This window comes from Pseudomonas sp. MWU13-2105, from assembly GCF_023242315.1.
In the GTDB taxonomy this organism is placed as follows: Bacteria; Pseudomonadota; Gammaproteobacteria; order Pseudomonadales; family Pseudomonadaceae; genus Aquipseudomonas.
In genome coordinates this window covers 237,632-252,510 of record NZ_JALLIY010000008.1, presented here as the reverse complement: position 1 = coordinate 252,510, position 14,879 = coordinate 237,632, and the positions used below count along the sequence as shown (strand labels likewise).

The window sequence follows — 14,879 nt, the reverse complement described above, 5'->3', positions numbered from 1 at the left end:
GCCGCAAGCCAGGTCAAAGGGTACGGGTGGGGGTATTAAGGTCGGACACTGATTGCCGGGGGGGACGTTAAGATGGCGTATAGAAGCGCTCCCCCGCTGTCGAAGGGGAGCGTGCGGCGCGCGGGATCAGGCCTTGATCGGCAACCAGATCTCCACGGTGCCGGTGCCTTTTTCCGGATTGAAATCGGCGCTGTAGCGCTCGAACTCCGGCGCATCGGCGGCCAGGTAACCGGATTGCGGCAACCAGTGGTTCCAGATGGCTTCGAAAGTCTGCTTGAGGGTGTCGAGGGAGCCCTGGTGTTCAAACACCGCATACTGCTGGTCCTGCAGTTCCACCCAGCGGTACAGCTCGGGCAGGTCGTCGAGCTTGCTGATCTGCACCCCGGCGATGTACTCGAAGCCGCCCTGGCCATCCGGATGGCAGCAGATACCGTACGTCACCTCACCCACCTGGCCGGGGACTTTTCCGATGTGCGGCACGAAAGCATCCCACAGGTCCGGGATGGAGCCCGACGTCTCGGCGGTAAAGCGGGCGCCCAGGCCGGCGATCAATCGAAAGTGGCCGTGCTCGAAGCGCGGCGCTGGCAAGGCCTGCGTGTAGCCAAGGTTATGTGCTAAGTCCATGGGTGCAGAACTCCATATGGGAAACGACTCCGAAAGGCAGTATAGAAGCAAATTATCGTGTCGCTCTGGCGACCCGGCGCTTGCCCCCGGCGAAAATATTTTCCGCCAGCCATCTGGACAGATCGCCAGCATCGCCCTTATTGTCTGCCCCGCAGGCCACCGCAGTGGCCGACGTCGCTCGGACGGTTCCGGGCGCTTACGTGTCAGAGGTTTATATGGCAGACCAAGGTTCGCCGCGCCGTTTTTCGCGCATTGATCGACTCCCCCCCTACGTATTCAATATCACTGCCGAGCTGAAGATGGCCGCCCGTCGTCGTGGCGAAGACATCATCGACTTGAGCATGGGTAACCCCGACGGCGCCACCCCGCCGCATATCGTCGAAAAACTGGTCACCGTCGCCCAGCGCGAAGACACCCATGGCTACTCCACTTCCAAGGGCATCCCACGGCTGCGCCGGGCGATTTCCCACTGGTACAAGGATCGCTACCAGGTCGATATCGACCCGGAAACCGAAGCCATCGTCACCATCGGTTCAAAAGAAGGCCTGGCCCACCTGATGCTCGCCACCCTCGACCAGGGCGACACGGTGCTGGTGCCCAACCCCAGCTACCCGATCCATATCTACGGCGCGGTGATCGCCGGCGCCCAGGTCCGTTCGGTGCCGCTGGTGCCGGGCGTGGACTTCTTCGCCGAACTGGAGCGGGCCATCCGTGGCTCCATCCCCAAGCCGAAGATGATGATTCTCGGTTTCCCCTCGAACCCCACCGCGCAGTGCGTGGAACTGGACTTCTTCGAACGGGTGATCGCCCTGGCCAAGCAGTACGACGTGCTGGTGATCCACGACCTGGCGTATGCCGACATCGTCTACGACGGCTGGAAAGCCCCGTCGATCATGCAGGTGCCCGGCGCCAAGGACATCGCGGTGGAGTTTTTCACCCTGTCCAAGAGCTACAACATGGCCGGCTGGCGCATCGGTTTCATGGTCGGCAATCCGGAGCTGGTCAACGCCCTGGCGCGGATCAAGAGCTACCACGACTACGGCACCTTCACACCGTTGCAGGTGGCGGCCATCGCCGCGCTGGAAGGCGATCAGCAATGCGTCAAGGATATCGCCGAGCAGTATCGTCAACGGCGCAATGTGCTGGTCAAGGGCCTGCATGAACTGGGCTGGATGGTCGAGAACCCCAAGGCCTCGATGTATGTCTGGGCGAAGATTCCCGAGGAATATGCCCATATGGGTTCGCTGGAGTTCGCCAAGAAACTGCTGGCCGAAGCCAAGGTCTGCGTCTCGCCGGGGGTCGGCTTTGGCGAGTACGGCGACGACCATGTGCGGTTCGCCCTGATCGAAAACCTCGACCGCATCCGCCAGGCGGTACGCGGGATTCGTGGGATGTTCCGCAGCGATGGCCTGCTGAAGAAAGCCACCGCGGAATAACCCTTAACACCCATTGTGGCGAGCGGGCTTGCCCGCGCTGGGGTGCGAAACGCCCCTGTAACCGGCGAACTCGACTTATCAGACAGACCGAGATCACCGATTTTGCGACTGCTTCGCAGTCGAGCGCGGGCAAGCCCGCTCGCCACAAAACCGTGTTCGACTTCAACACGCCTTGTGATCGGGGCCGACACCCTCACAGGTATCGGCCCCGACTCGTTCAGACCACCAGTGACAACAGCAGGATAAACACCAGCCCCACCACCGAGAGAATGGTCTCCATGGCCGTCCAGGTCTTGAACGTCTCGGCCACGGTCATGTTGAAGTACTGCTTGACCAGCCAGAAGCCGGCATCGTTGACGTGGGACAGGATCAGCGAGCCCGCTCCCGTCGCCAGCACCAGCAACTCGCGGTTCACCCCGGGAATCAGGTCCACCACCGGCATCACGATACCCGCCCCGGTAATCGTCGCCACCGTCGCCGAGCCCGTGGCCACGCGGATCACCGCCGCCACCAGCCAGGCCAGCAGGATCGGTGAAATCTGCGCATTCACGGCGATATGCCCGATCACATCACCCACGCCACTGGTCACCAGCATCTGCTTGAAGCCACCGCCGGCACCGATGATCAGGATGATCGCCGCGGTCGGCGCCAGGCTGGCATCGAGCAGCTTGAGCACGCGCCTGGAATCCATGCCCTGGCGCTTGCCGAAGGTGTACAGCGCCAACAGCAGGGCCAGCAGCAAGGCGCTGATCGGGTGACCGATCATGTCCATCCAGATGCGGAAGAAATGCCCGTCCGGCAAGGCAATGTCGGCAAAAGTCTTGAGCAGCATCAGGAACACCGGCAACAGCACGGTGACCAGGGTCACGCCGAAGCTGGGCAGTGCCGCCACTTGCGGTTCACGGGCCAACTGGTCGACCAGCTCCTGCGATGGGTTGCCCGGGATATACTTGGCAATAAAGGTGCCGTAGATCGGCCCGGCGATGATAGCGGTCGGCAGGGCGACGATCAGGCCGTAGAAAATGGTCTTGCCGATGTCCGCGTTGAACACCCCGATGGCCAGCAGCGGCCCCGGATGCGGCGGTACCAGGCCGTGCACCGCCGAAAGCCCGGCCAGCAGCGGAATGCCGATCTTGATCAGCGGCACGCCGGTACGCCGCGCAACGATGAACACCAGCGGAATCAGCAGCACGAAGCCGATCTCGAAGAACAGCGGGATGCCCACCAGGAATGCCGAGCACATCATCGCCCACTGCACCCGCTCCTTGCCGAAGGCGCGGATCAGGGTCTGGGCGATCTGATCGGCGCCGCCGGAATCGGACATCATCTTGCCAAGCATGGTCCCCAGCGCAAGGATGATCCCGACAAAGCCCAGCACGCCGCCGAAGCCGTCCTGGAAAGCCTTGATGATCTTGTCCGCGGGCATGCCCGAGGTCAGGCCGAGAAACGCCGAGGCGATGATCAGTCCGACAAAGGGGTGAATCTTGAAACGGGTGATCAACACGATCAGCCCGATAATCGTGACCACTGCATCCAGCAACAGATAGGTCTCGTGGGACAGTCCAAACATAAGGTGTCTCCTGCTTGTTGTTTTTATACGCTGCGTTGTTTGACGATAGCCGATTGGGACAGCGCTATCTTTTCGAAACGAAAATCAGGCCGAGCGTTCCAGCCCGTGCGCCTGCCACCAGTGATGGGCCGCCTGCGCCAGGCGCTCGACGCTCTGGGTCGAGGCATCCAGGGCCAGGGTCAGGGGCTCGCCGAGCGGCGACTCAAGGGTGGCGAACTGGCTGTCGATCAGGGTCGAGGGCATGAAGTGCCCGGGCCGATGGGCCACCCGCTCGGCAGCGACTTCGCGGCTCAGTTCGAGAAACACGAAGCCCAGGCCCGGTGCCGCGCGACGCAGGCGTTCGCGGTAACTGTGCTTGAGCGCCGAGCAGGTCAGCACCGGATGCCCGCCTGCAGCCAGCACCCGACGCAACTCGTCGCACAGGCTGTCGAGCCAACCGGCACGGTCGTCATCGGTCAGGGGGATGCCGGCACTCATCTTGGCGATATTGGCGGCGGGGTGAAAGCTGTCGCCTTCGATCTGGGTCGCGCCGTTGAGCCGGCACAGGGCCTCGCCCACACTGGACTTGCCGCAACCGGAGACGCCCATGATGACCAGGGCAGTGATGGGTTGACTCATGTAACACCTCAGCACGCAGACAGCGCTGTCTTTGTCAGGCTTTCCGTTGTTCGGAAAGCAAAGCACAAAACACAGACTGCCGACGCCTTCTTGTCATTTTTATGGGGTGGTGCGCGAAACATCCAGGACAGCCCCCGACGCGATCAGGCCAATCGCGCTCGGACAATTGCAGGCTTGTCGAGACAGCGCTACCTTAGTACCTTGAATTTTGTTTGGCAAGCCGTCCGATGACCTCCACCAAAACCGACAAGAATACCCGTACCACGGGACGCCCTACCCTCAACGAAGTCGCGCGCCTGGCCGGCGTCAGTCCGATCACCGCATCGCGGGCCCTGCGCGGCATCAGTAGCGTGGCCACGGATCTGGTGGAGAAGGTCCGACGAGCGGCAACGGAACTGAACTACGTGGTCAACCCGGCCGCCCGCGCCCTGGCCTCGGCCCAGAGCCATTCGGTGGTGGTGCTGGTGCCGTCGTTGTCCAACCTGCTGTTTATCGACACCCTCGAAGCCATACACGCGGTGTTGCGCCCGCGCGGCTTCGAGGTACTGATCGGTAACTATCACTATTCCCGTGAGGAAGAAGAAAACCTGCTGCGCAATTACATGTCCTACCAGCCACGGGGCCTGTTGCTGACCGGTTTCGACCGCTCGGAAAGTGCGCGGCGGATGATCGAGGCGAGCCAGGTGCCGTGCGTCTACATGATGGACCTGGACCCCGGCGCCGGGGTCAACTGCGTCGGTTTCTCGCAACAGAACGCCGGCGCGACCGTGGCCGAGCACCTGATCTCCCGTGGTCGCAAGCACCTGGCCTATATCGGCGCGCAACTGGACCAGCGCACGCTCCTGCGCGGCGAAGGCTTTCGCCAGGCCCTGCAGGCGGCCGGGCTGTATCACCCGGATCTGGAACTGCTGACTCCGCGCCCCTCGTCGGTGGGCCTGGGCGGTGAACTGTTCCTGCAACTGTTGCAGAGCCATCCGCAGGTCGACGGGATCTTCTTCGGCAACGACGACCTGGCCCAGGGCGCCCTGCTGGAAGCCATACGCTGCGGCATCAAGGTCCCGGAGCAGGTCGCGGTAGTGGGCTTCAACGACCTTCCCGGCTCGGCCTTCATGGTCCCGCGCCTGAGCAGCATCCGCACACCGCGGGAGGCCATCGGCCGGCGGGCGGCGGAACAGATGCTGAGTTTGATGGCTGGCAATCCGGTGGCCCAGCCGGTGCAGGACATGGGCTTTGAACTGATGGTGCGCGAGAGCAGCTGAAGGGTGGCGGGCAGTGGAATCGATCCCCGACTCAGCGCGGATCGATCGGCATCAGGCCTGATCGGTGCGACGCTTTTCCCTGACCAGCAGCAGCGCGGCAAACACCCCGATCCAGACCACCGAAGCGCCATAGTTCAGGCGCTGGTAGAGGCCGAACCCCTCCCCCGCCTCTACCGCCAGCCCCATCAACGGCAAAGCCGCCAGGGCCACCAGGGTACAGGCCAGGGAAAACCAGGCGAAGGCTTTCGAACCGAGCAAGCGAGCGGCGAGATACACCCACAAGGCGTTGGCGATCACCAGGGTCAGAAACATCACCAGCCCCGCGCTGTTATGCACGGTCTGGCTGAAGGAAGGGTGCTGCAGCCCGCAGCCGGCGTCGCAGGAAAAATAACCGGTGAACAGGCTGGCGATGCCGTGCAGCGCAATCAGCACCCCGCTGATCTGCGCCAGGCCGCGCCCTTCGAAACAGGCGAAGACCGTCACGCCAAAGGCGAAGAACAACAGCCCCAACGGCAGGTTGTTGATCAATGGCGACAACTCGTGGGTCGGCGCGCCCAGTGCCCCCAGTTCACTCATGGCCTGATTGAGATGGCTGTAGCCTGGATACAGGGCCCCGGCCAGGGCCAGCCCGACAAGCAACCAGAAGGGCGTCAACAACCCGGCCACGCAGCCGAATTTACGCAGTGCCTTGTGCATCTAGCGGGGACCTCTGAGCGTTGGATGAAAGCGACAGGCCACTATCCTAAAACGCCATGCGAACCTTGGGCTAGAGATTTATCGGTCAGCCAGACTGGCGGCCATGGTCTATCCTGAAGCGTCACAAAACATTCATTCAAAAGTAAAAACATCAACATGGAAGTCTGAATGAGCACACTCAAGGTATTGCTGACCGGTGCCTGCGGTCGTATCGGCAAGACGTTTTTCCAGGCCATGCAACACCATTACCACTTTGTCCTCGCCGACCGTCACCAACCGGATTTCGCCATCGGCGATCACCGCTTCGTCCGCCTGGACATGGCCGACAAGGGCGAACTCGCGGCCCTGGTCGATGGCATCGACGTGGTGGTGCACCTGGCGGGTATTCCTTTCGCCGATTCGTCCTTCGAGGAACTGCTGCCGAACAATATCCTGGCCACCACCTACCTGCTGGAAGCCGCCGCGAACGCCCAGTGCAAACGAGTGGTGTTCGCCAGCAGTGCCCAGGCCGTCGAGGGTTACCCGGTGGACCGGCAGGTCACCCCGGGCATGCCGGTGATGCCGGCCAATCTGTACGGGGTGAGCAAATGCTATGGCGAAGCGCTGTGTGCGTTCTATTCGGCACGGCACGCTTTATCGACCATTGTCCTGCGCATCGGCGCCTTCGAGTTTCCCGACGACCATGACCTGCGCAACGCCCGCGACCTGAGTGCCTGGCTCAGCCCGCGCGACGCCGTACAGTTGTTGCAAAAGGCGATCGAGGTCGAAGGCGTGCAACACTTGGTGGCCCACGGCATTTCCAACAACCGCTTCAAGCGCCTGGACCTGAGCGAGACCGTCCGGGTACTGGGTTATCAACCGGTGGACGACGCGTTCCGCGAGTTCGACCTGCCGATCCGCTGAAGTCGGAACCGGGTTGCCGGCAGCGGCAATCGAGGCGGCAAGGCGCCTCCTCCCGCCGCCGCGTTTTTGCCTGGCATGTATCCACCAACCCTTGATAAGCCCGGGCTTTGTACCAACAGGCATACAAATTGCTGGGACTGACCCTGTCCCCACCTCCAGGTGTTTATCCCATGTTGGTCAATGCCCGTAACAATCCAGTGATCCAGCCCAGCCATCGCGCGGACCTGGATCCGACCACCGCCGCCGCCAGCGCGCTGTCCAGCGGTTTTATCCAGAATGCCCAGGCCGCGGCTACTGCCAGCACCGCGCCCGGCACACAGAACGCTGCCGACAAGATCGCCGACAACGTCAATGCGGCCTTTGCCAAGACCCGTGTGCATTTGCAGGCCGCGGTGCCGACTGTCGCGCTCCCGGCGACCCTGACCGCCACGGCGCCGACGACCCGCACGGCCCCCTCCGCCACCGCGAGCAACGACAGCGACGCGATGAAGGAATTCAAGGATTACATGAGCAAGCCGGTGGCCCAGCGCATCCGCGATCAGATACTCAAGGAACAGGGACTGACCGAGGACGACCTGAAAAGCATGTCGCCGGAAAAACAGAAAGGCATCGAAGACAAGATTGCCGAGCGCATGAAGCTGGAGTTCAACGCGAAGACCGCGGACAACAAGACCAACCCTGCCGACCAGCAGGTGGCCGGAGCCTTCCTGGCCACGAAGTAAACCGACAACCGGACCGCCGCGAAGAGGCCCTCAAGGCCGCCAAAAGCTTCGCGGAAAATCTCCTCGATGCCGATCCCCCGCAATTCACCGCAACATCTCGAACAAGGCCCGCACCGCCGCCGAGCGAGCCCCCGCAGCCGACGGCAGCAAACCGAAGTGCCGTTTGATCGGCACCTCCAGGCGCAGCACCCGCAGGCCCTTGCGTTCGCTGGGCAGGGCCAGTTCTGGGACCAGCGTCACACCGAGGTTTTCCCGCACCAGGGTGTAGGCGCTGCTCCACTCGCGAACCTCGACGCGCACATCCTGCAACGACAGGCCGGTTTCACCGGCAATGCTCCGGGCGTTGACCGCGCAACCGCCGGTTGCCAGCACAAAGGGTTCGGCCACCAGTTCGGCCAGGCTCACACAGCCATCGGCGCCCCTGGCGGCCAGTCGATGGCCCATGGGAACCACCGCGACCCAGGTGTCGTGCCCCAGCTCCAGGGCGCCGCTTTCGACATCAGGATTGAGCACCACGCCGACGTCCACAGTGTCATTGGCGAGCATGGCCTGCACTTCGTGGTCGCTGACTTCCAGCGCCACCACTTCGATACCGGGATGACGCTGGCGGAACTGCCGCAGCAGCGGTGGCAGCAAGGTACCCAGGATCATGGGAAAGCTCGCCAGGCGAATGCTGCCGCCCACCAATCCCTTATCGCTGTCGACCTGCCGGCGGATGTTTTCCAGGGCCGCGAGCATCACCCGCGCCTGTGCCAGGACCTGCTGGCCGATGGCGGTGGGCAATGACTGACGGGCATGGCGGGTGAACAGCTGGACGCCGAGGGTCTGCTCCATCGCCGCCAGTGCCTGGCTGGCCGCCGATTGGGTCATGCCGACCTGTTCGGCGGCACGGGTCAGGGTGCCGCTATCGAGTACCGCCACCAACAGACGCCAATGCAGCAGATTCATCATGACAGTAGCCGACCTTATGACTGGTTTCTCAAGAATTAATTTTACCCAGGTCAGGACGCCATATGACACTGCCGTTCGCCAAGGCCATCAAGGCCGAACACGGTTCTTACCCAGGGAGTCTCATTGTCATGAAGCTGTACTACGCCCCCAACACCTGCTCGCTGTCCCCGCATATCGTTCTGCGTGAACTGGGCCTGCCCTTCGAACTGGTGCGGGTCGACAACCAGAGCAAAGTCACCGAACACGGAGAGGACTTCCTCAAGATCAATCCCAAGGGTTACGTGGCGGCCCTTCAGTTGAACAATGGCCAGGTGCTCACCGAGGGCGTGGCCATCGTGCAGTTTCTCGCCGACCTCAAGCCCGAGGCCGGGCTGGCGCCGGCCAATGGCAGTTGGGAACGCTCGCGCCTGCAAGAGATGCTGAATTTCATTTCCGGCGAAGTGCATGGCGGGATGGGGCCACTGTTCAACAGTGCGATCCCGGATGAGGTGAAGGCGATTTTCCGGGAAAAGCTGTACAAGCGTTTCGCCCTGCTGAGCAAGACCCTGGAACAGCAGGACTATCTACTCGGCGAACACTTCAGCGTGGCCGATGCCTACCTGTTCACCGTGCTGCGCTGGACCGCGTTCCTGGGCCTGGACCTGGGGCCGTGGCCGGCGCTGCAACGGTTCATCGCGCGGATCGATCAGCGTCCGGCGGTAATTGCCGCGCTGGCGACGGAACTGGCAGCCTGAGGATCGGGTCCCGATAAAAAATCCGGGGCCGACGATATTCCCGAGCTGAACACCAACCTGTAGGAGCCCGGCGTGCCCAGGCACAGGCAGGTGAACATCACAGACTGCCACTCACACGCTGGGCCACCGCCGCGGGAACCCAGGCATTCCAGACCTGTGGCTGCTCACGCAGGAAGGTTTCGGCGACCTGACGCGGTGGCAGGCGTTTTTCGGCCATGTCGGCCAGGGTACGGTTCAGCAGGCCGATGGGCAGGTCGACTTTGGCAAAGAACTCCACCAGCTCCGGGTACTGCGCCTTGAACGGTGCGGATATGCCGATCGCCAGGTGCGCCGGCATCGAGCGGGTACCACGGGGGTGTGGGTTGTTGGCATCGGCCAGGGTCTTCCAGGCTTCGGCGTCAAACGGCGGCTCTTCCAGTTTCACCAGGTTGAAGCGCCCCAGCAACGGGGTCGGCGACCAGTAGTAGAAAAGTACCGGCTTGCCGCGTTTGACCGAGGAGGCCACCTCCGCGTCCAGCGCCGCGCCGGAGCCGGTGCGGAAGTTGACGAAGCTGTCGCCCAGGCCATAGGCCTTGATCTTCTGGCTGTTGACGATCTCCGAGGTCCAGCCGGTCGGACTGTTGAGGAAGCGCCCGCGGGACGGGTCTTCCGGGTCGCGAAACACGTCCTTGTAGCGTGGCAGGTCGGCCACCGACTTGAGGTCCGGCGCCAGTGGCTTGATGCCGCGCACCGGGTCGCCCTTGATCACGTACTCCGGCACCCACCAGCCTTCGGTGGCGCCCTTGACCGTGTCGCCGACGCCGAACACCTTGCCTTCGTTCTCAGCCTTGACCCAGGCCGGGCTGCGTCCGGCCCATTCTTCGCCGATGACCTGGATATCGTTTTTCGCCAGGGCGGCTTCCAGGCTCACGGTACTGCCCGGCAAGGTATCGGTGGAGTAACCGTAGCCTTTCTCGACGAGCAACCGCAGGACCTCGGTGATCAGGCTGCCGCTCTCCCAGGTGATGTCACCGAAGTGGATCGGGGCGTTCTTTTCCGCGGCGGGTGCTGGCTGGGTCAGCAGGCTAAGGGCCAACAGGGAGCCGCCGAACAGGGTCTTGATGGATTTCATGTTCACCTCGTGGTGGTCTGGTTTTTATGGTCAATCGTTGTGTTGCACAGGGATTTCCCCTGGAATACGAACCTGTAGGAGCGGGCTTGCCAGCAATGACGTCCGTCCGGGCCATGCAAGTAGCCCGGGCCATGTAGTCACTGACCGAACGCTGGGAAATGCCCAGTTCGACGGCGATCTCGGGATAGGTCAGGCCGTTGACCTGGGACAGCAGGAAGGTGGCCTTGACCTTGTCCGGCAGGCCGTTGAGCAGGCAGTCGATGTTTTCCAGGGCTTCGAGTATCTGGGTCAGGTCCTCGGGCGACGGCACTTCGGCGTCGGGGTCCTGTTGCAAGGCATCGAGGTAGGCGCGCTCCAGGTCGCGGCGGCGCCAGAGCTGGTACATCAGGCGCTGGGCAATGGTGGTCAGCAACGCCCGTGGCTGACGGATCGGCACCGCGTCGGCGGCCATCAGCAACTGGACGAAAGTATCGGCGGCAATGTCTTCGGCCCTGGCGCTGGAATCCAGGTGGCGACGCAAACGGGCGCACAGCCATGGGTAATGACTACGGAACAATCCGCCCACGTAATCGCGGTGAGGGGTGTCGGCGCCGGACATAGTGGCTCCAATTCAAGAGAGATGCGCTGTATGTCCGGCGGTCCGGTGGCAGGGATCCTACCAACACGGCTTATTCTTTAACAATACTTAAAAACTATTTTTATATTCCTTTTAGTTGTTTAATGAGTTATCCCCAATCCTGTAGATACCATCTTGCCAGCGATGGCTATGCCAGCCTCACCGCCGCCATCGCCGGCAAGCCAGCTCCTACAAGGAACCGAGGCAGTGGCGAGGATTGGCGGTGAAACAGCGGGCTAGCGCACGTGAGCAAATCCCAACGCCTGGGCCGCATCCCGGTAATCCAGCAGGACCTGATAGTCCGCCTCGCTCGCCGGCAATACTTCACTCAAACCCAACGTGGCCGCGACTTCGGGAAGCTCGTGCAACGCCTGGTTCATCGCCGCCCGAATCCGCTCGATCTCGTCGCGGCCCGATCCGACCTGAGTAATGTAGGGCAGGCACGGGCTCAAGGCGCTGCGCGCCACCACTCTCAGCCCGGCCACCTCCTGGGGTGCAAATCGCGCCAGGTAGGCAAAGGTCACACTGTCCACTGCGGCCAGATCGGCAAGATCCTCGCGCAACCAGCGCAGGCTTTCCCGGTGCGCACCGCTCTGTCCGACACTGGCGAAGAATCGCCCCTCCCGCTGCAAGGGTGCCAGTGAATGTCGCAGCAGGTTCATGCCGCTATTGGAAGCCTCGTCGTTGATCACGCCGCGGCTGCCGTGAAAGTCCTCCAGCACACGACGGTCCTCGCGCTCGCGACTCAGCAACAGGCTGCAATGATCTCCGCCCGCGGCATGCTCCAGTTCATAACGCGGACGCCCGAGCAACTTGACCTGACCGCGTAACAGGGTCATCAGCGGATAACCGCAAGTCTGGCTGAACAACAGCTGCGGGGACAGCCACAGCCCCATCAAATCCAGGCCCTCGGCGGAACCACGGCGCACCCCGAGCAGCTCCACAATCCGCTCGATCCAGCGCGCGTTGGCCTCCCGCACTTCCTGCGGCGCCACATACATCAACAGTTCGGCATAACGATGAGTCATCAACCTTCCTCAGGCAAATGGATGCTGTGGGCTATCAACAACATTCACGGCATGCCGCCGCGCCAGCTCGCCATAACCTTTGACCAGGTAGCCACCACTGCGCGCCAACCAGTCCTCGCGCCTTGCACGATAGACCCGCGGCAGGAAATACCAGGGCAGCTTCGGCAGGTCATGGTGTACCAGATGCAGGTTCAGATTGAGGAACAGCCAGCGCCAGGGCCAGCCCGCTTCATTGAGCACCGTGCGTTGTTCCGGCAGGGCACTCGGACGGTGTTCGTAGAAAGACCGCAGCGCCCCCAGCGACAGCGCCGGAACGCTGATCAGCAGCAGGTAGTGCCAGACCGGAATCACGCTGTAATGGGCGATGAACGCCAGCATCAACAGGGTCAGGCTGCCGTGGCTCAGCCACATCAGCCAGGCCTGGCGCTCACCGCGCCATAGCCGCCGGCCTTCTTCCCTGGCCAGGCCCAACAAACCCAGCGGTGCCCCTAGCAGCAGACGCCCCGGGACCGTCTTGTTCAAACGCTGCACAGCACGCACCAGGGCCGAGCGGTTCGGCCAGTCCCGCCGGCTGAAGTAGCGGCTTTCCGGGTCGACCCCGGGCAAGGTCAGGTCCTCGTCGCGGTGATGCAACAGGTGGCTGTCACGATACAGGGTGTAGGGATACCAGACGGCGAACGGCGCATAGCCCATCAGCTTGTTCAGCCAGACGAAACGGCTCGGATGACCATGCAGCAGTTCATGCTGCACCGACATCCACAGCGTGACGATGGGGATCAGCAAGGCGGTGCTTGGCCACAGGCCCAGCCGGGGGCTGGCCAGCAGCACGGCGAACCAGCTTGGATAGACACCGATCAGCAATAGCCAGGTCGGCCATTCGGTACGACCGGTGAAGGTTTGCTGCAGCTGCAGGATTTCTTCGCGTTGGGCAACATCGAGATAGTTGGGCATCGTTCGGCTTCACACAGGTTCAGCCGATGGATAAACCCCGGCTTTATCCCCTGATGTGGATTACCGACGACAAATCTTGCAGATCGATGGGTTATATCCTTAGAACCCTCAGTGACCGAACACGTCGACCTTCTTGGCCTTCTTCGCCGCGCGCTTTTCGTCGGCGCTCTTGGCCGGTTTCTTCTTGGCCGCTTTCTTTGAATCCATGCCCTTGCTCATGATGCGCACTCCAGATGGATGTAGACTCAGGTATACACCCATCCGAGCACTTCGGCTCTCTTATAATCCCGCGCCAGCCCCTCCAGCGATGAATTCCATGCCCACTCCCGACTACGCGCGACTGCCGGAAACCTTGCGACCGCTGCTGAACAAATTCTACCGCGCGCACAACTCACCGATGCGTGCGGCCAGTGATGGGCAGCTGTGGGTGGCCCGGCAAGAGCAGATCATCGGCGGGCTCTCGCTGACGCCGGTTGCCCAGGGACATTGGCTCACCGGGCTGTTCGTCGCCCCGTCACAACGCGGCCAGGGCATTGCCGCGAAGTTGCTGCAACAGGCACTCGGCGACTGCAACGGTCCGGTCTGGCTGTTCTGTCATCCCGACCTGCGCGGGCTCTATGAACGCCTGGGATTCCACTGCGACCCGGACCTGCCGCAGCCACTGGCGGAGCGCCTGGCGCGTTACTCACGCAGTAAACCGATGATCGCCCTGGGTATAGAACCGTTAGTTAGGTCGTCTGCGCAAAATGTGTGATGGACGGTGCATTTGCCCGTGCTAGCCTCGAACCCACACTCGTTTTGACCAGGATGATCATGAAACGCACGCTCGTGGCTTTATCCTTGACCGCCCTTCTCGCTCCACTCGCCAGCCAGGCCGCCACTGCGGCCATCAGCGACGCGCAATACGCCAAGGTCCTCGCCGGCCCGTGGCGGGCGCCGGAAAACAGCGTTCGCGACGGCTTCCGCCATCCCCAACAGACCTTGCAGTTCTTCGGCTTGCAGGCCAACCAGACAGTGATCGAGATTACCCCCGGTGCTGGCTGGTACAGCGAAGTGCTCGCGCCGCTGCTCAAGGACCACGGGCATTACATTGCTGCCGTGCAGGCACCCGCAACCAGTGAGTTCGCCAAGCGCTCGGCCGACAACCTGAAGCAGAAGTTCGCCAAGGACCCGAGCCACTACGCCAAGGCCGGAGTGGTCGAGTTCGATCCCCAGGCACCGGTGTTCGGCAAGCCGGGCTCGGCGGACCGCGTGCTGACCTTCCGCAATGTGCACAACTGGGTCATGGCCGATGACGCCCCGGCGATGTTCAGCGCCTTCTTCAAGGTACTGAAACCGGGCGGCGTGCTCGGCGTGGTGGATCACCGGGCCAAGGACGGCGCCGACCTGGCCAGCATCAGGCAAAGCGGCTATCTGCCCACCGCCTACGTGGTGAAGCTGGCCACCGATGCCGGCTTTGCGCTGGAAGCTCAAAGCGAAATCAACGCCAATCCCAAGGACACCAAGGACTACCCCGGTGGTGTCTGGACCTTGCCACCCTCGCTGAAGCTGGGTGAGCAGGATCGGGCCAAGTATGTCGCCATCGGCGAATCGGACCGCCTGACCCTGCGCTTCGTCAAACCCGGCAAGGTGGCGGCCCAATAGCAACGGCTGGGCGCCT

General features: G+C 62.5%; 16 protein-coding genes. 7 read left to right on the top strand and 9 right to left on the bottom strand.

Annotation, left to right across the window (positions count from 1 at the left end):
- Positions 1-126 precede the first annotated feature (126 nt).
- The gene (locus M5B96_RS14130) at positions 127-624 is read right to left on the bottom strand and encodes a GyrI-like domain-containing protein (RefSeq protein WP_248797271.1); all 498 of its coding nucleotides are present in this window, start codon (positions 622-624) and stop codon (positions 127-129) included.
- A 215-nt stretch (positions 625-839) separates the two neighbouring features.
- On the opposite strand from M5B96_RS14130, the gene alaC reads away from it, so the two are divergent.
- Complete coding sequence (gene alaC, locus M5B96_RS14125) at positions 840-2,060, top strand: alanine transaminase (RefSeq protein ID WP_248797270.1); 1,221 nt, start codon at positions 840-842, stop codon at positions 2,058-2,060.
- 217 nt (positions 2,061-2,277) lie between these two features.
- Here alaC and M5B96_RS14120 read toward each other — a convergent pair whose 3' ends face one another.
- Both M5B96_RS14120 and M5B96_RS14115 read right to left on the bottom strand, forming a co-directional pair.
- Complete coding sequence (locus M5B96_RS14120; RefSeq protein WP_248797269.1) at positions 2,278-3,630, bottom strand: GntP family permease; 1,353 nt, start codon at positions 3,628-3,630, stop codon at positions 2,278-2,280.
- A gap of 84 nt (positions 3,631-3,714) precedes the next feature.
- The gene (locus M5B96_RS14115; protein WP_248797268.1) at positions 3,715-4,248 is read right to left on the bottom strand and encodes a gluconokinase; all 534 of its coding nucleotides are present in this window, start codon (positions 4,246-4,248) and stop codon (positions 3,715-3,717) included.
- 227 nt (positions 4,249-4,475) lie between these two features.
- Here M5B96_RS14115 and M5B96_RS14110 point away from each other — a divergent pair, with 227 nt between their 5' ends.
- Positions 4,476-5,507, top strand: a complete 1,032-nt coding sequence (locus M5B96_RS14110) for a LacI family DNA-binding transcriptional regulator (RefSeq protein ID WP_248797267.1) — start codon at positions 4,476-4,478, stop codon at positions 5,505-5,507.
- 51 nt (positions 5,508-5,558) lie between these two features.
- On the opposite strand, the gene M5B96_RS14105 is transcribed toward M5B96_RS14110, so the two are convergent.
- A complete protein-coding gene (locus tag M5B96_RS14105; RefSeq protein WP_248797266.1) occupies positions 5,559-6,203 on the bottom strand; it encodes a DUF998 domain-containing protein in 645 nt (214 codons plus the stop codon).
- Positions 6,204-6,371: 168 nt separating this feature from the next.
- Here M5B96_RS14105 and M5B96_RS14100 point away from each other — a divergent pair, with 168 nt between their 5' ends.
- Positions 6,372-7,106 (top strand): NAD-dependent epimerase/dehydratase family protein, encoded by a 735-nt coding sequence (locus M5B96_RS14100; protein WP_248797265.1) that lies wholly within the window; start codon positions 6,372-6,374, stop codon positions 7,104-7,106.
- Positions 7,107-7,276: 170 nt separating this feature from the next.
- The gene (locus M5B96_RS14095; RefSeq protein WP_248797264.1) at positions 7,277-7,828 is read left to right on the top strand and encodes a hypothetical protein; all 552 of its coding nucleotides are present in this window, start codon (positions 7,277-7,279) and stop codon (positions 7,826-7,828) included.
- 84 nt (positions 7,829-7,912) lie between these two features.
- Here M5B96_RS14095 and M5B96_RS14090 read toward each other — a convergent pair whose 3' ends face one another.
- Positions 7,913-8,779, bottom strand: coding sequence for a LysR family transcriptional regulator (locus M5B96_RS14090; RefSeq protein ID WP_248797263.1), 867 nt, complete (start codon positions 8,777-8,779; stop codon positions 7,913-7,915).
- A 128-nt stretch (positions 8,780-8,907) separates the two neighbouring features.
- On the opposite strand from M5B96_RS14090, the gene gstA reads away from it, so the two are divergent.
- Positions 8,908-9,513: a glutathione transferase GstA gene (gene gstA, locus M5B96_RS14085; protein WP_248797331.1), complete on the top strand. Its 606-nt coding sequence runs from the start codon at positions 8,908-8,910 to the stop codon at positions 9,511-9,513.
- A gap of 97 nt (positions 9,514-9,610) precedes the next feature.
- Here gstA and M5B96_RS14080 read toward each other — a convergent pair whose 3' ends face one another.
- From M5B96_RS14080 to M5B96_RS14065, 4 genes are all read right to left on the bottom strand, one after another.
- Positions 9,611-10,624: an ABC transporter substrate-binding protein gene (locus tag M5B96_RS14080; protein WP_248797262.1), complete on the bottom strand. Its 1,014-nt coding sequence runs from the start codon at positions 10,622-10,624 to the stop codon at positions 9,611-9,613.
- Positions 10,578-11,222 (bottom strand): sigma-70 family RNA polymerase sigma factor, encoded by a 645-nt coding sequence (locus M5B96_RS14075; protein WP_412548607.1) that lies wholly within the window; start codon positions 11,220-11,222, stop codon positions 10,578-10,580. The genes M5B96_RS14080 and M5B96_RS14075 overlap by 47 nt, the downstream gene beginning before the upstream one ends.
- Before the next feature lie 254 nt (positions 11,223-11,476).
- On the bottom strand, positions 11,477-12,268 hold the full coding sequence (locus tag M5B96_RS14070) for a phosphate/phosphite/phosphonate ABC transporter substrate-binding protein (RefSeq protein ID WP_248797261.1): 792 nt from the start codon (positions 12,266-12,268) through the stop codon (positions 11,477-11,479).
- 9 nt (positions 12,269-12,277) lie between these two features.
- Entirely contained in the window at positions 12,278-13,219 is a 942-nt protein-coding gene (locus M5B96_RS14065; RefSeq protein ID WP_248797260.1) for a fatty acid desaturase, read from the bottom strand.
- Positions 13,220-13,535: 316 nt separating this feature from the next.
- On the opposite strand from M5B96_RS14065, the gene M5B96_RS14060 reads away from it, so the two are divergent.
- Together M5B96_RS14060 and M5B96_RS14055 are read left to right on the top strand one after the other, a co-directional pair.
- Entirely contained in the window at positions 13,536-13,973 is a 438-nt protein-coding gene (locus M5B96_RS14060) for a GNAT family N-acetyltransferase (protein ID WP_248797259.1), read from the top strand.
- 59 nt (positions 13,974-14,032) lie between these two features.
- Positions 14,033-14,863, top strand: a complete 831-nt coding sequence (locus M5B96_RS14055; RefSeq protein WP_248797258.1) for a class I SAM-dependent methyltransferase — start codon at positions 14,033-14,035, stop codon at positions 14,861-14,863.
- Positions 14,864-14,879 lie beyond the last annotated feature (16 nt).